The organism is Saccharopolyspora sp. ID03-671 (genome assembly GCF_045278815.1).
In the GTDB taxonomy this organism is placed as follows: Bacteria; Actinomycetota; Actinomycetes; order Mycobacteriales; family Pseudonocardiaceae; genus Saccharopolyspora; species Saccharopolyspora ipomoeae.
Genome location: NZ_CP134054.1, coordinates 3,417,881 through 3,431,930 on the forward strand (window position 1 = coordinate 3,417,881; position 14,050 = coordinate 3,431,930).

The following is a 14,050-nucleotide window of genomic DNA, read 5'->3' on the forward strand; positions in this document are numbered from 1 at the left end:
CACGAGGGTGGGAAGAGCAGGGAGGACGGGTCGACATGGGATCGGGGCGCTGGGACAGCTTCGTCGCGCTGGGAGACAGCTTCACCGAAGGTCTGGCCGATGCCACTGAGGAGCACGACGTCTACCGCGGCTGGGCCGACCGGCTCGCCGCGCATCTCACCGAGCAGAACCCGGATCTGCGCTACGCCAACCTGGCGGTGCGCGGCAAGCTGATCCGGCAGATCGTCACCGACCAGGTCCCGCAGGCCATCGCGCTCGAACCCTCGCTGGTCGCGCTGACCGCGGGCGGCAACGACATCATCCGGCCGGGCAGCGACCCGGACCTGGTGGCCGCGCTCTTCGACGACGCGGTCGCCCGGATCCGCGCGACCGGAGCCGACGTGCTCATCGGCACCGGCTTCGACACCGCGCGCACCCCGGTCCTCAAGCACGTGCGCGGCAAGGTCGGCACCTACAACTCGCACCTGCGCTCGATCGCCGACCGGCACGGCTGCTACGTCATGGACCTGTGGTCGATGCAGGTCCTCAAGGACCCGCGCGCCTGGTGCGAGGACCGGCTGCACCTGTCCGCCGACGGCCACCGCCGCGTCGCGCTGCGCGCCTGCTCGGCGCTGGGAGTGCCCACCACCGAGGACTGGAACGAGCCCTGGCCGGACCTGGACGAGCGCAGCTGGCAGGAGCAGGCCGCCGAGGACATCAAGTGGGCCCGCGAGTACCTCGCCCCCTGGATCAGCCGCCGCCTCCGAGGAGTCTCCAGCGGAGACGGCCGCACAGCCAAGCGCCCCTGCCTGGAAAAAATGCCCACGAACTGCGGGTAAGCGCCGAAGGCGCTTGCTCTTTCACCACCTGAGCAGCCCGCACCGCCGGGGGTTCTGAGCGGCTTCGTGGCGAGCACGCCGCGACGCCGTGTATTGGCATACATCAGGAGTGGCGCGCGGAGTCCACGGAGCCGCTCAGGTTCCCCCACCCGCACCGCTGAGCAAGGGGACCAAGGGACAAAGCAATAGAAAAGACGAGCGCTCGGGCGGCTCCCCCGAACCGTCCGAGCGCTCGTCACACCCCCACACCCGGCTTCCCGGATGCCCTGCACCCCCTGCGGTCGTCCCGGCCGCGAACGACCGGGACGACCGGGGCGACAATCCCCCCTTGGACTCCCCCCAGAGCCGCCCGTGCGCGGATCAAGCACGGATCGATCCGCACGATCAAGTTCCCAGTCGGCCCTACACGTCCGCTAAACGCGCGCTAAACGATCCTCAACCGGCCTCGTCGAGCCGCTGTCGAACCTCTCTGACCTGCGGAGATCCCTCGGCCTCGAAGATCGACAGCGCGGTTTCCCAACGGGTGCAGGCGACGGGGACGTCGCCGCGGAGCCGCGCGACGTCCCCGAGACCGAGGTTGGCCGAGGCCTGCCGGACCGCCGAACCGCACTGCCGGGCCACTTCGAGGGCCTCGTGGTGGAAGCGCTCACCGTCGTCGAGGTTGCCGAGCTCGACGCTGACCTCGCCGCAGTTGTTGAGCACCATCGCCAGGGTTTCCAGGTCGTCGGCCTCGCGGTAGAGGCCCTCGGCCTCGCGCAGGTGCCGCAGCGCGGCCTCCAGCTCGCCGTTGACCTGCTCGACCATCGCGAGGTTGTTGAGCGCCCCGGCCACGAAGTAGCGGTCGCCGAGCGAGCGGTAGACCTTGAGCGCGTCCTTGGAGTGGATCTTGGCCTCTTCGTAGCGGCCCAGCCGGAACAGCGCGCTGGAGAGGTTGACCTGGGTCATCGCGAGCCGCTCGGAGTCGCCGGTCTGGACGGCGACCCGGTAGGACTCCTCGTAGTGCGCCAGCGCCTCGTCGAGCTTGCCGGAGCGGGCGCAGGCGACGCCGAGACCCGCGGACATGAGCACCTTGCCGACGGGATCTCCCACGGCGCGGGCGGATTCGGCGCCGTCGGTGTAGACGCGGAGCCAGTCCTCCCACGGGCAGCGGACCATGAGGTAGTTGAACTGCAGCCGGGCCAACGGCCAGGCCATGTCGTGCATCCCGGCGAGCTTGGCGGCGCGGACCGCGGCGACGAGGTTCGGCCACTCGGCGTCGAACCACTCCAGGGCCTGCGAGCGGGACCCGACCTCCGGCCGGTGGTCGCCCTGCGCGCAGAAGTCGAGCTCGTCGCGGGTCGGCCGCAGGAAGCGGCGGGCGTGATCGGCGGCGCACAGGTAGTGCCCCAGCAGTCGGCGCAGCGCCGCGGAGTCGTCGGCCCCGGCGGGGAGTTCGCGGGCGTAGGCGCGCAGCAGGTCGTGCATGCCGAACCGGTCCGGTTCCGGCTCGGTGACCAGGTGCGCCAGGGCCAGCGCCCGCAGCCTGCGCTGCGCGGAGGCCGGATCGGTGTCGCACAGCGCGGCCACCGCGTGAGCGGTGAAGGTCTGGCCGGGGATCAGGCCGAGCATCCGGAAGGTCTCGGCGTGCACCGGCGGCAGGCTGCGGTAGGAGATGTCGAAGGCGCGGCGCACGCTGGTGTCGGCGTCGTCGTCGATGTCCAGCGCCTGCAACCGGTTTCGCTCGTCGGTGAGCTCGTGCACCAGGTCGGAGACGCCGCGCGCCGGGTTGGCGGCCAGCCGGGCGGCGGCGATGCGCAGCGCCAGCGGCAGCCCGCCGCACAGCTCGGCGAGCTCGGCGGCCGCGTCGGGTTCGGCGGCGGACTTGCCGGGAACCCCTGCGCGGTCGAGCAGTTCGATGGCGCTCTCGGTGGGCAGCGTCTCCAGCGGCAGCACCCGCGCGCCCGAGCGCACCACGAGCCCGTCGAGCCTGCGCCTGCTGGTGACCACGACCAGCGAGGCCGCGCTGCCCGGCAGCAGCGGCAGCACCTGGTCGGAGTCGCGGGCGTTGTCCAGCAGCACCAGCACCTTCCGCTTCGCCAGCAGCGACCGGTAGAGCGCGGTGCGGTCGTCGAGCTCGACCGGGATCGCGTCGGAGGCGACGCCGAGCGTCTTGAGCATGCTGGTCAGCGCCTCACCGGGGGTGAGCGGCTGGTGCTCGGAGTCGAAACCGCGCAGCGAGGCGTAGAGCTGGCCGTCGGGGAACTCCTCGGCGACCCGGTGCGACCAGGTCAGCGCCAGTGCGCTCTTGCCGACACCGGCGGTGCCGGTGAGCACGGTGATCAGGCTGGAGCCCTTCTCGCGGGTCTCCAGCATCGCGTTCAGCGTCGCGAACTCCAGCCGCCGGCCGACGAAACCGGCCGGTGCGGGCGGGAGTTCGGCCGGGACGGGGCGCCGGATGCCGAGGCCGGGTTCGGCGCGGCTGGGGTGGTTGCGCAGCGCCGGGTCGTCGCGCAGCAGCTTCTCGTAGAGCTCGCGCAGTTCGGGGCCGGGGTCGATGCCGAGCTCGTGGGACAGCCGGTGCCGCAACTCGTGGTAGCGGGCCTGCGCCTCGGCGCGGTGCCCGGCGCGGTAGTTGGCCAGCATCAGCTGCCCGGCCAGCCGCTCCCGGATCGGGTGCTGGTCGACCAGTGTGGACAGTTCGGCGATGAGCTGGTGGTGCCTGCCGAGTTCGAGGTCGGCGGCGATGCGCTCCTCCAGCGCCAGCAGCCGGAGCTCGTCGAGGTTGGGCGCGACCATCCGGTGCAGCCTGCTGCCCGCGATGTCGGCGAGCACCGAACCGCTCCACAGCTCCAGGGCCTCGGTGAGCAGGCGCGATCGCTCGGCGGGTTCGAGTCCGTGCGCCCGGCTGATGAGGCTGCGCGCGCGGTGCGCGTCGATGCGCTCCCCGTCGACGCGCAGCAGGTAGCCGGGCGCGCGGGTGATGATCTCAGGACCGCTGGTGCCGAAGAACTTCCGCAGCCGGGAGACGTAGCCCTGGATGATGGTGCGGGCGCTGGCCGGGGGTTCGTCGTCCCACAGGGTGTCGATCAGCCGGTCCATCGGCACGACCTGGTTGGGCTCCAGCAGCAGGCAGGCCAGCAGCGCGCGCACCGGCGTGCGACCGACTTCCAGCGGAACGCCGTCGAGGCGCACCTCGAGAGGACCGAGCAGGCGGAATTCGAAGCCCGCGGTCCCCCCTAAGCTGCCCAGCGGCGTCATCTTCACCCAAATCCGACTTCCGGCCTACGTCTGGCGTGACCGACACACGGTAGCGATCCGAGACGGAGTCGAGACCGAGGCGTTCACACCGCTCACACCAATGGAGTATGCCCGATTCACCAGGCGGAACATCTGTCTCCGCTTTCGTCTCAGGTGAACGTCTCCCGGCCGCCGGAGCGGGCAAGTAAAGTCTGAGTACGTCGATCACCCGAACGAGTGGCGCAGCAGGACGCCGCGGAAGGAGCACCACCCGTGCCGACGACGTCCACAGTGGTCGATCGGGCGGTGGGTTGCCTGCTGGGCGGCGCCCTCGGCGACTCGCTCGGCACCCTGGTGGAGTACTCGCCGCTGGAGGACATCCGCGCCGAGTTCGGACCGGACGGACTCACCGAACCCGCCCCGCAGGCGATGCTCGGCGACGCCACCCAGATGGCGCTGTTCGCCGGCGAGGGCTACCTGCACGCGTGGACCACGGGCAACAGCGGTGGCCAGTGGCGGCCCGTCGAATCCACCGCCGCTGCGCTGCGCCGCTGGCTGCTGACCCAGCAGGAGGACAAGCCCGCGCCCGGCGCCACCGGCCTGCTCGCCGAACCCGAGCTCTACGTGAGCCGCGCGCCCGGCCTGACCAGCCTGCGCGCGCTGGAGGAACCCGAGCTCGGCACGCCGGACCGGCCGCGCAACACCTCCAAGGGCTGCGGCGGCCTGGACCGCAGCACCCCCATCGGCTTCTCCCCCACCTCCGAGATGGCCTACCAGCTGGCCTGCCAGTGCGCGGCTCTCACGCACGGCGGAGTCGGCGGCTGGTCCTCGGCGGGTGCGCTGGCGCTGATCGTGCACCTGGTCGCCGTGCAGCAGCGCCGGTTGCCCGCGGCCGTCGACCAGGCCGCGGGACGCGTGCTGCGCGAGGACTTCGAGACCGCCAACGCGCTCGCCGAAGCCGCGACCCTGGCCCGGCTCGGCGCCAGCGTCGGTCACGTCGAACGCCTGGGCCAGGGCTGGATCGGCCCGGAAGCGCTGGCCATCGGCGTCTACTGCGCGCTCGCGCTGCCCAAGCCCGAGCAGTTCGCCGACGCGATCCGCTTGGCGGTCAACCACTCCGGGCACAGCGACTCCACCGCGGCGGTCACCGGCAGCATCCTCGGCGCCCGCCACGGCACCGCCGTCCTGCCCCGGAACTGGCTGGCGCGCCTGGAACTGGCCGACGTCATCGAGCGCATCGGCCACGACCTCGGCGCCTCCTGCTCCGGAGAGCCGTTCAACGAGCGCCGCTACCTCGGACTGGCCTGAGACCTCAGGCCGGAACCGGGGCCCGGGAGGCGCGAGCGAGGCGGCGGCTGCCGATGGCCCGGCAGACCAGGTAGATCACGAACGAGATGATCGTGACGAAGGCGCTCACCGGCGCGCCCGGCGCCAGCGACAGCAGGATGCCGCCCAGCACGGCGACTTCGGCGAACACCACGGCCAGGACCGTCGCGCGGACCGGGCTCGCGGTCACCCGCGCCGCGGCGGCGCCCGGCGTGACCATCAGGGCCAGCACCAGCAGCGCACCGACGGTGTAGACGCCGAGAGCCGTGGCGACGCCGACCAGGACCGCGAACAGCGGGGTCAGCACGCGGGTCGGCACACCGCGCGCGGTGGCGACGTCGGGGTCGACGCTGGCGAACAGCAGTGGCCGGTACACGAAGGCCAGCACCAGCAGCACCACCACCGCGCAGCCGCTGAGCAACAGCACGTCGGAGGAGTCCACGCCGACGATCTGCCCGACCAGCAGGCTGAACTTGTTGGCGGTGCGCTCCGGGTTCAGCCACAGCAGGAACACGCCGACGCCCAGCCCGAACGACAGGATCGCGCCGATCACCGAGTCGCGTTCGGTCTGCTTCTGGCCCAGCAGGCCCAGCAGCAGCGCCGCCACGACCGCACCGGCCAGCGCGCCGACGCCGACGCTCACCCCGACCAGCAGCGCCGCGGCGGCACCGGTGAAGGCCAGCTCGGCGGTGCCGTGCACGGCGAAGGACATCTTGCGCGCGACCACCAGCGGCGCCAGGCAACCCGACACGAGGCCGAGCGCGGCGGCCGCCAGCAGCGCCTGCTGCACGAACGGGTAGCCGAGCAGGTTGATCATGGTGTCGAAGTCGAGCACCTTGCTCAGCGACTCAACGACGTCGTTCACGCTTCGTCCGCCCCCACCACGTGGTGCTCGTCGTTCTCGGCCCCGGCCACGACGAGACGGCCGCCCACGCGGGCGACCTCGACGTCGGTCCGGTAGAGCTCCGAGAGCGTTTCGGAGTTCATCACCTCGTCCGGCGTGCCGATCCGGAACCGGCCGTCGACCAGGTACAGCACCCGGTCCACCAGCGGCAGCACCGGGTTGATCTCGTGCGTCACGAACAGCACGCCCGCGTCGGTGCGGCGGGCCTGCTCGGCGATCAGCCGGGAGACCTTGCGCTGGTGCGAGAGGTCCAGCGACAGCAGCGGCTCGTCGCACAGCAGCACCGACGGGTCGCTGACCAGCGCCTGCGCCACCCGCAGCCGCTGCTGCTCACCGCCGGAGAGCAGGCCGACCGGCATTCTCGCGTACTCGGTGGCCTCGACCGCGCGCAGCGCGTCGGCGACCCGGCGCTTGCGCTCGCGGCGCCCGCCGAAGCCCAGACCCCAGTGGTGACCGTCGAGGCCGAGACCGACGAGGTCGCTGCCGCGCACCGTGACGTTGGCCTCCAGCGCCCGCTGCTGCGGGATGTAGCCGATCCGGTCGCTGCCCCGCCGCGCCGATTCCCCTCCGATGTGGACGGTCCCGGAGTTGAGCTCCTGCAACCCGAGCAGCACCCGGAGCAGGCTGGTCTTGCCCGAGCCGTTCGGGCCGAGCACGGCCACGAACTCGCCCGGCGCGACGTCGAGGTCCAGGCCGGACCACAGGGTCCGCTCGCCGTAGGCCAGCGTCGCGCCGCGCAGCGAGACGGCCGGAGACCCGGCGCCGGCCTGAGCCGCCGCCGGGTCTGCGTCCACCGGTTCTGCGTCCACCGGTTCCGGGGTGTCCGCGAGCTGTTCAGAGGTCATCGGTTGAGGGCACCTTGCAATGCGGTGATCTGCGCGTCCATCCACTGCACGTAACCGGCGCCCTCCGGCAGCGTCTCGGTCATCTCCACGACCGGGATCCGCTGCGCGTCGGCGGCGGTGCGCACGTTGCGGGTGACCGGCGATTCGGTCTGCGGGTTGTAGATGACGGCGACGGCCTGACGCGCGTTGATCGCGTTCTGCACGTCGGCGACGGCGGCCGCCGAGGGGTCGGTCTCGGACTCGATGGCGTTGACGAACGACGGCGGGGTCACGTCGTTCAGCTTGGCGGACTCGATCATGTAGTGCGCCACCGGCTCGGTGACGATCACCGGCTTGCCCTGGTGCGCTGCGGCGATCTCGCCGACCCGGCCCTCCAGCCCGGCGACCTGCTGCTCGAACCCGGCGGCGTTGGCCTCGAACTGCTGGGCCTTGCCCGGCTGGATCTTGCCGAGCTCCGCGGCGATCTTGTCCGCGACCTCGTGCACGACGTGCAGGTCGTACCAGACGTGCTCGTTGACCGAGTGGTCATGACCCTCGTGACCACCGGCGGGCTCCTCCGCGTGCGGCTCACCGGCGTGCGGTTCCTCGGCGTGCGGCTCACCGGCGTGCGGCTCACCGGCGTGCTGCTCGCCCGCGTGCTCGCCCTCCGCCGGGGCGGGCTCGGGGTGCTCGGAGTCGACGGCCTGCACGGTCGGCTTGGCGTTCTGCCCCAGGACCTGGGTCATGAACTCGTCGTAGCCACCGCCGTTGAGCACCACCAGGTTCGCGTCGCTGATCTTGGCGGCGTCCTGCGGGCTGCTCTCGTACGAGTGCGGGTCGGCACCGGCGTCGCTGATGATCGACTCGACCTCGACGGCGTCGCCGCCGACGGCCTGCGCGACGCTGCCCCAGACGCTTGTCGACGCGACGATCTTGATCTTGTCATCGGGCCCGGGCGCGGCGGTCTCCCCCGCCGAGCAGCCGCTCAGCGCGATGGCGCCGACGGTCAATCCGGCTAAAGCGGTCACAGCGGTGCGGCTGCGGACGGTCATGGATGGCACTCCCGGGTGATCAGGTCAGGACGCTGTCGAGCGACTCCAGATGCGAACGGTAACGGAAACCGTTGTCAACTGCAGTCTAAGCACCCTTCAACCAAACGCACTAGAGCCCGTCGTATTTCCGAACGCGACATGCCCCACAAGCAGCGCCAACGCCCCCGCCCGGAAACCGGACGAGGGCGTTGGCGCGATCGCCGACCCCGCAGGAGACAGCGGCGACCGAAACCGATCAGGCGGCCAGGCGGACGCCCGTTTCGGGGTGGAACAGGTGCACCTCACCGGCGTCGCGGAGGGCGACCTTGACGTTCTGGCCCAGCGCCGGGGGCGTGCGGCCGTCGGCGCGGACGACGAAGCGCTCCGAGGAGCCGCCGACCGTGATCGAGCCGTGGATGAGCGCGTCGGCACCCAGCTCCTCGACCAGCTCGACGGTCATGTCCAGGCCCTCGGAGTCGCTGGAGGTCAGCTCCAGGGCCTCGGGGCGGACGCCGAAGGTGACCTCCTTGAGGTCGCCGGCAGCGGCCAGCGCCTCGCGGGAAAGCGGGACCGTGGTGCCGTCGAGCACCGCGCCCTCGCTGCTCAGCGGCACCGTCTTGAGGTTCATGGCCGGGGAGCCGATGAAGCCCGCGACGAACGCGTTCGCCGGGTTCTCGTAGAGCTCGCGCGGCGAGGCCACCTGCTGCAGCAGGCCGTCCTTGAGCACCGCCACGCGGTGGCCCATCGTCATCGCCTCGACCTGGTCGTGGGTGACGTAGATGGTCGTGGTGCCGAGCCGCTTCTGCAGTGCGGCGATGTTGGCGCGGGTCTCCACGCGCAGCTTGGCGTCCAAGTTGGACAGCGGCTCGTCCATCAGGAACACGCTGGGCTCGCGGACGATCGCGCGACCCATCGCGACCCGCTGGCGCTGACCGCCGGACAGCGCCTTCGGCTTGCGGTCCAGGTACTTCTCGAGGTCGAGCATGCGCGCGGCCTCGGTCACCTTCTCGTTGATGACGGCCTTCGGCGTCTTGCGCAGCTTGAGCGCGAAGCCCATGTTCTCCGCGACCGTCATGTGCGGGTAGAGCGCGTAGGACTGGAAGACCATCGCGATGTCCCGCGCCTTCGGCGGGGTGTTGGTGACATCGCTGCCACCGATGGAAATACCGCCCTCGTCGATGTCCTCGAGCCCGGCCAGCATGCGCAACGCCGTGGACTTCCCGGACCCGGAGGGCCCCACCAGAACGAGGAACTCACCGTCGGCGACGTCCAGCTCCAGCTGGTCGACCGCCTTGACCGGCGGGCTGCCGGGGTAGACGCGCGAGGCGTTGACGTACGCGACCTCAGCCATATGTGACACCCTTCACTACAAATGGTCCAGAGGACGCTATCCGCCGAAAGTGTTTCCGTCACTCCCCCGAGGGAACCATTTCGGACAGTGATCAGCCTACATCGTTCCGTGTTCGACGTTCGAACATCAGTGGGACGTAGGTCATGCTCGCTTCACCCTCGGGTTCTGAACCGTTACGGTTCCTGCATGGCGCGGTCAACGAATGCCCGGCGGCCTGCGACCCTCGCGTCGCTCGCTGCGGAACTCGGGGTCTCCCGGACGACGGTGTCGAACGCCTACAACCGTCCGGATCAGCTGTCCCCCGAGCTGCGCAAGCGCGTCCTGGAGACGGCGCGGCGGCTCGGGTACCCGGGACCGGACCCGGTCGCACGCTCGCTGCGCACCCGCAAGGCGGGTGCGGTCGGCCTGCTGCTCACCGAGAACCTCTCCTACGCGTTCCGCGACCCGGGAGCCGTCGGCTTCCTGGAGGGACTCGCGCTGGCCTGCGAGGACGCCGGGCAGGGGCTGACGCTCATCCCGGCCAGCCCCGAGCGCGAGGACGTCGCCTCGGTGCACCGCGCCGGCGTCGACGGCTTCGTCGTCTACTCCGTTCCCGAGGACGACCCGCACCTGGCCGCCGTGCTGGAGCGCCCGTCCCGGTCGTGGTGTGCGACCAGCCGCGCCTCGACAACCTCGACTGGGTCGGCCCGGACGACCGCAAGGCCATCAAGGCCGTCGCCGACCACCTGATCGGGCTCGGCCACCGGCGGATCGGCGTGCTGTGCATGCGCCTGGCGCGCGGCCGCAACGACGGCCCCGCCACCGTGCAGCGGCAGGCCAACGCCAGCTTCCACGTGCAGAAGGCCCGCCTGACCGCGCTCGCCGAGGAGTTCAGCGAGGCCGGCGTGGACTGGACGACGGTGCCGGTCGTGGAGCGCTTCGACCACACGCTGGACTCGGGCGCCTCCGCCGCCGCGCAGGCGCTGGAGATCGACCCGGAGATCACCGCGCTGGTGTGCACCTCGGACATCCTGGCGCTCGGCGCGCTGCGCGAGGCCCGCAACCGCGGCCTGCGCGTGCCGGAAGACCTCACCATCACCGGCTTCGACGGCATCCCGGACGCCGAGCGCGCCGGGCTCACCACGGTCCGCCAGCCCTGGCTGGAGAAGGGCCGCGCCGCCGGTCGCCTCCTGCTGGAGACCGCCGAGCCCAGCCGCCCCCGCCACATCCAGCTGGAGACCCAGCTCATCACCGGCTCCACCTCGGGACCGCCCCGCTCCGGCGAGGAGTTCTGGTTCGGCCCGTGACCCGGGGTGACCCGATTTCAATGGGAATCGGGTCCCCGAGTTCCGTTGGAACCGGGTCGGGTCAGTAGTTGGTCCACTCGCCCTGGGCGTAGTCGAGGATCGTCGGGTGCATCAGCGTCGAGGGCTGCAGGTCCGGGAGGCGGGCGCGGTCCGGTGGGAACGCCTGCGCCGCCCGGAGCGTGGCCGCGTCGAGGGAGCGCAGCGGCGGGGCGTCGTCGGGCAGCCGGGGTTCCGGAGCCGCCGAACCCCGGGTGACCAGGTGGAACCCCCACTCGCCGAAGGCCGGGACGGAGACCTCGTAGGGCGTGGTGGCCAGGCCCAGCGAGCGCAGCGTCGCCTCGACGCACCAGTACGCCTTCGGCGCGAAGTACGGCGACCCGGCCTGCACGACCATCCGCCCCCGGTCGGTCATGGCGTGGTCCACCAGGCCGTAGAACTCGGCGGAGTACAGCTTCGCGGTCGCCGTCGAGTCGGCGTCCGGCATGTCGACGAACACCACGTCGTAGCGGTCCCGGTTCTCCCGCAGCCAGCTGAACGCGTCCGCCGGGATCGCGCGCACCCTCGGGTCGCGGAACGCGTCGCGGTTCAGCGACGACACCCGCTCGTCGCTGCGCGCCAGCTCCAGCACGGCCGGGTCGAGGTCGACCAGCGTCACCTCGCGCACGTCCGGGTAGCGCAGGACCTCCCGGAGCGCCAGGCCGTCCCCGCCGCCGAGCACCAGCACCCGCCCGCGCGGGCCGCTCATCGCCGGGTGCACCAGCGCTTCGTGGTACCGGTACTCGTCGATCGAGCTGAACTGCAGGTCCCCGTTGAGGAACAGCCGCGTGTCCCGCACGCCGCTCAGCGACGCCGACTCGGTGAGCACCACGTCCTGGTAGGGCGTGCGCTCGGCGTGCACCACGGGGGCGGAGTACAGCGCCTGCCGCGCGGTGACCTCGAAGTCGTCGGCGTAGGCGTAGGCACCCAGCAGCAGACCCGCCACCAGGGCCGACGCGCCGATCAGCAGCAGCCGGGCCCGCTTGGACAGCTCGCGGCGGAACACCGTGAGCACCAGGCCCAGCCCGGCGGCGGCGTTGACCATCCCGACCAGCAGCGCGCCCTGCACCTGCCCGAACAGCGGCAGCAGCAGGAACGGGAACGCCAGGCCGCCCACCAGGCCGCCGACGTAGTCCGCGGCGAACAGGTCGGCGACCGCCGACCCCGCGTCCTGGCTGCGGATGCGCTGCAGCAGCACCATCAGCAGCGGGATCTCGGCGCCGATGAGCAGTCCCAGCACCAGCGCGGTCGCGATCAGCGCGGGCAGGTACAGGCTCAGCCACGCGAACGCCGCGTAGAGCCCGAGCACGCTGAGCCCGCCGAGCAGCGCCAGCAGCAGCTCGATCCCGGCGAAGGACGCCGCCGCCCACGGCTGGAGCGGTTTCGCGGCCAGCGCCCCGACGCCCATCGCGAACACCATCAGCGACAGCACGATCGAGGCCTGCCCGATGGTGTCGCCGATCAGGTAGCTGCCGAGCGCGACCAGCGCGAGCTCGTAGACCAGTCCGCAGGCGGCGCAGACGAACACCGCCACCAGCACCGCGAACCGCGCCGCGCGGTTCCGCCGTGCCGGGGGCGAGTCCTCCTGCGCCGGAGCGGCTTCGGTCGTCGTCACCGGATCATCAGTAGATCGCGGCAGCCATCAGCACCGCGAGCACCAGGTGCGCGGACGCCGACACCCAGGTCGCCGGGTGCATGTCCGGGGAGGCCAGCTCGTCGCCGAGCTTGCCGGGCGTGATGGCGTCGATGAGCAGGAACGACAGGCTCATCAGGATCAGCCCGAGCAGGCCGTAGGCGACCGTGCCGATCAGGCCGAGCAGCAGGTCGTTGGCGCTGGCCATGATCGCGGTGGTGAGGATGATCCCGACGCCGAGCAGACCGGAGACCAGCAGCAGCGCGGCGTTCGGGTTGCGGTTGACCCAGATCAGGTCGCGCAGCTTGCCCGGGGTCGCGAGGTCGACGAGCACGTAGCCGAGGGCCATCATCGCCACGCCGATCACCCCGTAGGCGACCGCGGCGAACAGGCCGGCGAGCAGTTCGTTGAGCAAGGTGGTGTGCCTTCCGTGTCGTGGTGCGTCAGCGCGGCGGCCCGGCCTGAGCCGCTCGCGGAGGTCGAGGTGCGGTGACGGAACCGCTGGTCACTTGCCGACTCCCGGTCCGCCGCCGCGGAAGGTCTCGCCGCGCGTGGAGCTCCAGCCCCACACGTGCCCGACGTGGCTGTGGTAGTGCCGGTAGGCGCGATCGGCGTTCATCAGGTGGATGACCGATCCGGCCCGGTGCGGCTGGATGATCACCGCGTCGTCGGAGTAGCGCAGGTAGACGCCCGAGGCGTCGGTGGACTGCGCCTGCGGACGCCACTTGGCGGTGATCTCGGCGGCGACGGCCCTCGGCGGTTTCGGGCTCGTGTAGGCCGCGTTGTCGTCGTCGCCCGCGATGTCGAGGTGCGCGGCGCGGGTGTAGTTCTGCTGGACGTAACCGCGCGCCCCACCGCCACCGGCGAAGATCATCACCAGTCCGACGATGAGCGCGATCACCACGGTCACACCCGCGATGACGAACCAGTACCTGGGTTTCATCGATCAGCCCGCCGTCGGGTAGATGAGCACGTCGTAGCGGCCGAGCTTCTCGCCCGCGGTGGCCTCCCACGCGGCGCCGCCGTAGGACTCGAAGCCCAGCAGCGCGCCGTCGGAGGACTCGTAGTCGTGGTAGCGCACGGTGCCCTGGGCATCCAGGCCCGTCGTCGCCTCGCTGCGGAAGTTCGCCGAACCGGACTCGCCCGAGCGGTAGGTGCGGCCCTCGTGCTCGATCGTCGGCGCACCGGGGGCCCCGACGCCGGTCACCGGCGTCCACAGGGTCAGGACCAGGTCCGGGTCCTCCTCGACCGCCAGCCACACCTGGGTGCCCCGGGAGTCGTCGAGCAGGTGCTCCGACCAGCTCCAGCCGCCCTCGTCGAGGCGCAGGCTCCCGCGCACGGTGTAGGTGGTCGAGCGGATCTCCACGATGTCCCCGGCCTTGAGCGCGCGGGGATCACCGCGCAACGAGTCCTGGTCGCCGGTCCCGAAGGGGTCCTGCGGCGCTCCCGCCCGCGACTCCCCCGGTCGCTCGCCTCGCCGCGCCCGCACCCCGAGCACCACGGCGACGACCGCGACCACGACCAGCAGCAGCACCAGGACGACCAGCAGCGCTGTCATTCCGGAACGCCCCCTTCCACGCGATGTCGCGCTGAGGCTAACCGCTGGAGATCACCCGAGTGGCCCA

The 14,050-nt window shown here is 71.5% G+C and carries 11 protein-coding genes and 1 pseudogene; 3 read left to right on the forward strand and 9 right to left on the reverse strand.

The window, feature by feature from the left end; translation table 11 throughout:
• Positions 1 to 35: 35 nt before the first annotated feature.
• Positions 36 to 818: an SGNH/GDSL hydrolase family protein gene (locus REH65_RS15645; RefSeq protein WP_281457010.1), complete on the forward strand. Its 783-nt coding sequence runs from the start codon at positions 36 to 38 to the stop codon at positions 816 to 818.
• Between the two features lie 435 nt (positions 819 to 1,253).
• Here the strand turns inward: REH65_RS15645 and REH65_RS15650 are convergent, their stop codons facing one another.
• Positions 1,254 to 4,055 carry a BTAD domain-containing putative transcriptional regulator gene (locus REH65_RS15650; protein WP_406693176.1) on the reverse strand — a complete coding sequence of 934 codons (2,802 nt, stop codon included), beginning with the start codon at positions 4,053 to 4,055 and terminating at the stop codon, positions 1,254 to 1,256.
• 252 nt (positions 4,056 to 4,307) lie between these two features.
• Here REH65_RS15650 and REH65_RS15655 point away from each other — a divergent pair, with 252 nt between their 5' ends.
• Positions 4,308 to 5,342, forward strand: coding sequence for an ADP-ribosylglycohydrolase family protein (locus REH65_RS15655; RefSeq protein WP_281457011.1), 1,035 nt, complete (start codon positions 4,308 to 4,310; stop codon positions 5,340 to 5,342).
• Between the two features lie 4 nt (positions 5,343 to 5,346).
• Here the strand turns inward: REH65_RS15655 and REH65_RS15660 are convergent, their stop codons facing one another.
• The 4 genes from REH65_RS15660 to REH65_RS15675 all read right to left on the reverse strand — a co-directional run bounded on the left by REH65_RS15660 (position 5,347) and on the right by REH65_RS15675 (position 9,470).
• Positions 5,347 to 6,177, reverse strand: a complete 831-nt coding sequence (locus REH65_RS15660) for a metal ABC transporter permease (RefSeq protein ID WP_281457080.1) — start codon at positions 6,175 to 6,177, stop codon at positions 5,347 to 5,349.
• Positions 6,178 to 6,221: 44 nt separating this feature from the next.
• Positions 6,222 to 7,109: a metal ABC transporter ATP-binding protein gene (locus REH65_RS15665; protein WP_406692972.1), complete on the reverse strand. Its 888-nt coding sequence runs from the start codon at positions 7,107 to 7,109 to the stop codon at positions 6,222 to 6,224.
• Entirely contained in the window at positions 7,106 to 8,140 is a 1,035-nt protein-coding gene (locus REH65_RS15670) for a metal ABC transporter solute-binding protein, Zn/Mn family (RefSeq protein ID WP_406692973.1), read from the reverse strand. Before REH65_RS15670 ends, REH65_RS15665 begins: the two co-directional genes overlap by 4 nt.
• Before the next feature lie 235 nt (positions 8,141 to 8,375).
• Positions 8,376 to 9,470, reverse strand: a complete 1,095-nt coding sequence (locus REH65_RS15675) for an ABC transporter ATP-binding protein (protein ID WP_406692974.1) — start codon at positions 9,468 to 9,470, stop codon at positions 8,376 to 8,378.
• Positions 9,471 to 9,656: 186 nt separating this feature from the next.
• Here REH65_RS15675 and REH65_RS15680 point away from each other — a divergent pair.
• A pseudogene (locus REH65_RS15680) lies at positions 9,657 to 10,756 on the forward strand (LacI family DNA-binding transcriptional regulator).
• A 61-nt stretch (positions 10,757 to 10,817) separates the two neighbouring features.
• On the opposite strand, the gene REH65_RS15685 reads toward REH65_RS15680, so the two are convergent.
• From REH65_RS15685 to REH65_RS15700, 4 genes are all read right to left on the reverse strand, one after another.
• Positions 10,818 to 12,407 carry a polyamine aminopropyltransferase gene (locus REH65_RS15685; RefSeq protein WP_406692975.1) on the reverse strand — a complete coding sequence of 530 codons (1,590 nt, stop codon included), beginning with the start codon at positions 12,405 to 12,407 and terminating at the stop codon, positions 10,818 to 10,820.
• A gap of 7 nt (positions 12,408 to 12,414) precedes the next feature.
• Positions 12,415 to 12,840, reverse strand: a complete 426-nt coding sequence (locus REH65_RS15690) for a DUF350 domain-containing protein (RefSeq protein ID WP_281457016.1) — start codon at positions 12,838 to 12,840, stop codon at positions 12,415 to 12,417.
• 90 nt (positions 12,841 to 12,930) lie between these two features.
• Positions 12,931 to 13,368, reverse strand: a complete 438-nt coding sequence (locus REH65_RS15695; RefSeq protein WP_406692976.1) for a DUF4247 domain-containing protein — start codon at positions 13,366 to 13,368, stop codon at positions 12,931 to 12,933.
• 3 nt (positions 13,369 to 13,371) lie between these two features.
• Positions 13,372 to 13,983, reverse strand: a complete 612-nt coding sequence (locus REH65_RS15700) for a DUF4178 domain-containing protein (protein WP_281457018.1) — start codon at positions 13,981 to 13,983, stop codon at positions 13,372 to 13,374.
• Positions 13,984 to 14,050 lie beyond the last annotated feature (67 nt).

Bases quoted from the DNA above. Each gene is read 5' to 3' on its own strand.
- REH65_RS15675 (WP_406692974.1), bottom strand. From the start codon at position 9,470: ATGGCTGAGGTCGCGTACGTCAACGCCTCGCGCGTCTACCCCGGCAGC.
- REH65_RS15695 (WP_406692976.1), bottom strand. From the start codon at position 13,368: ATGAAACCCAGGTACTGGTTCGTCATCGCGGGTGTGACCGTGGTGATC.
- REH65_RS15645 (WP_281457010.1), top strand. From the start codon at position 36: ATGGGATCGGGGCGCTGGGACAGCTTCGTCGCGCTGGGAGACAGCTTC.
- REH65_RS15650 (WP_406693176.1), bottom strand. From the start codon at position 4,055: ATGACGCCGCTGGGCAGCTTAGGGGGGACCGCGGGCTTCGAATTCCGC.
- REH65_RS15670 (WP_406692973.1), bottom strand. From the start codon at position 8,140: ATGACCGTCCGCAGCCGCACCGCTGTGACCGCTTTAGCCGGATTGACC.
- REH65_RS15660 (WP_281457080.1), bottom strand. From the start codon at position 6,177: ATGATCAACCTGCTCGGCTACCCGTTCGTGCAGCAGGCGCTGCTGGCG.
- REH65_RS15700 (WP_281457018.1), bottom strand. From the start codon at position 13,983: ATGACAGCGCTGCTGGTCGTCCTGGTGCTGCTGCTGGTCGTGGTCGCG.
- REH65_RS15665 (WP_406692972.1), bottom strand. From the start codon at position 7,109: ATGACCTCTGAACAGCTCGCGGACACCCCGGAACCGGTGGACGCAGAA.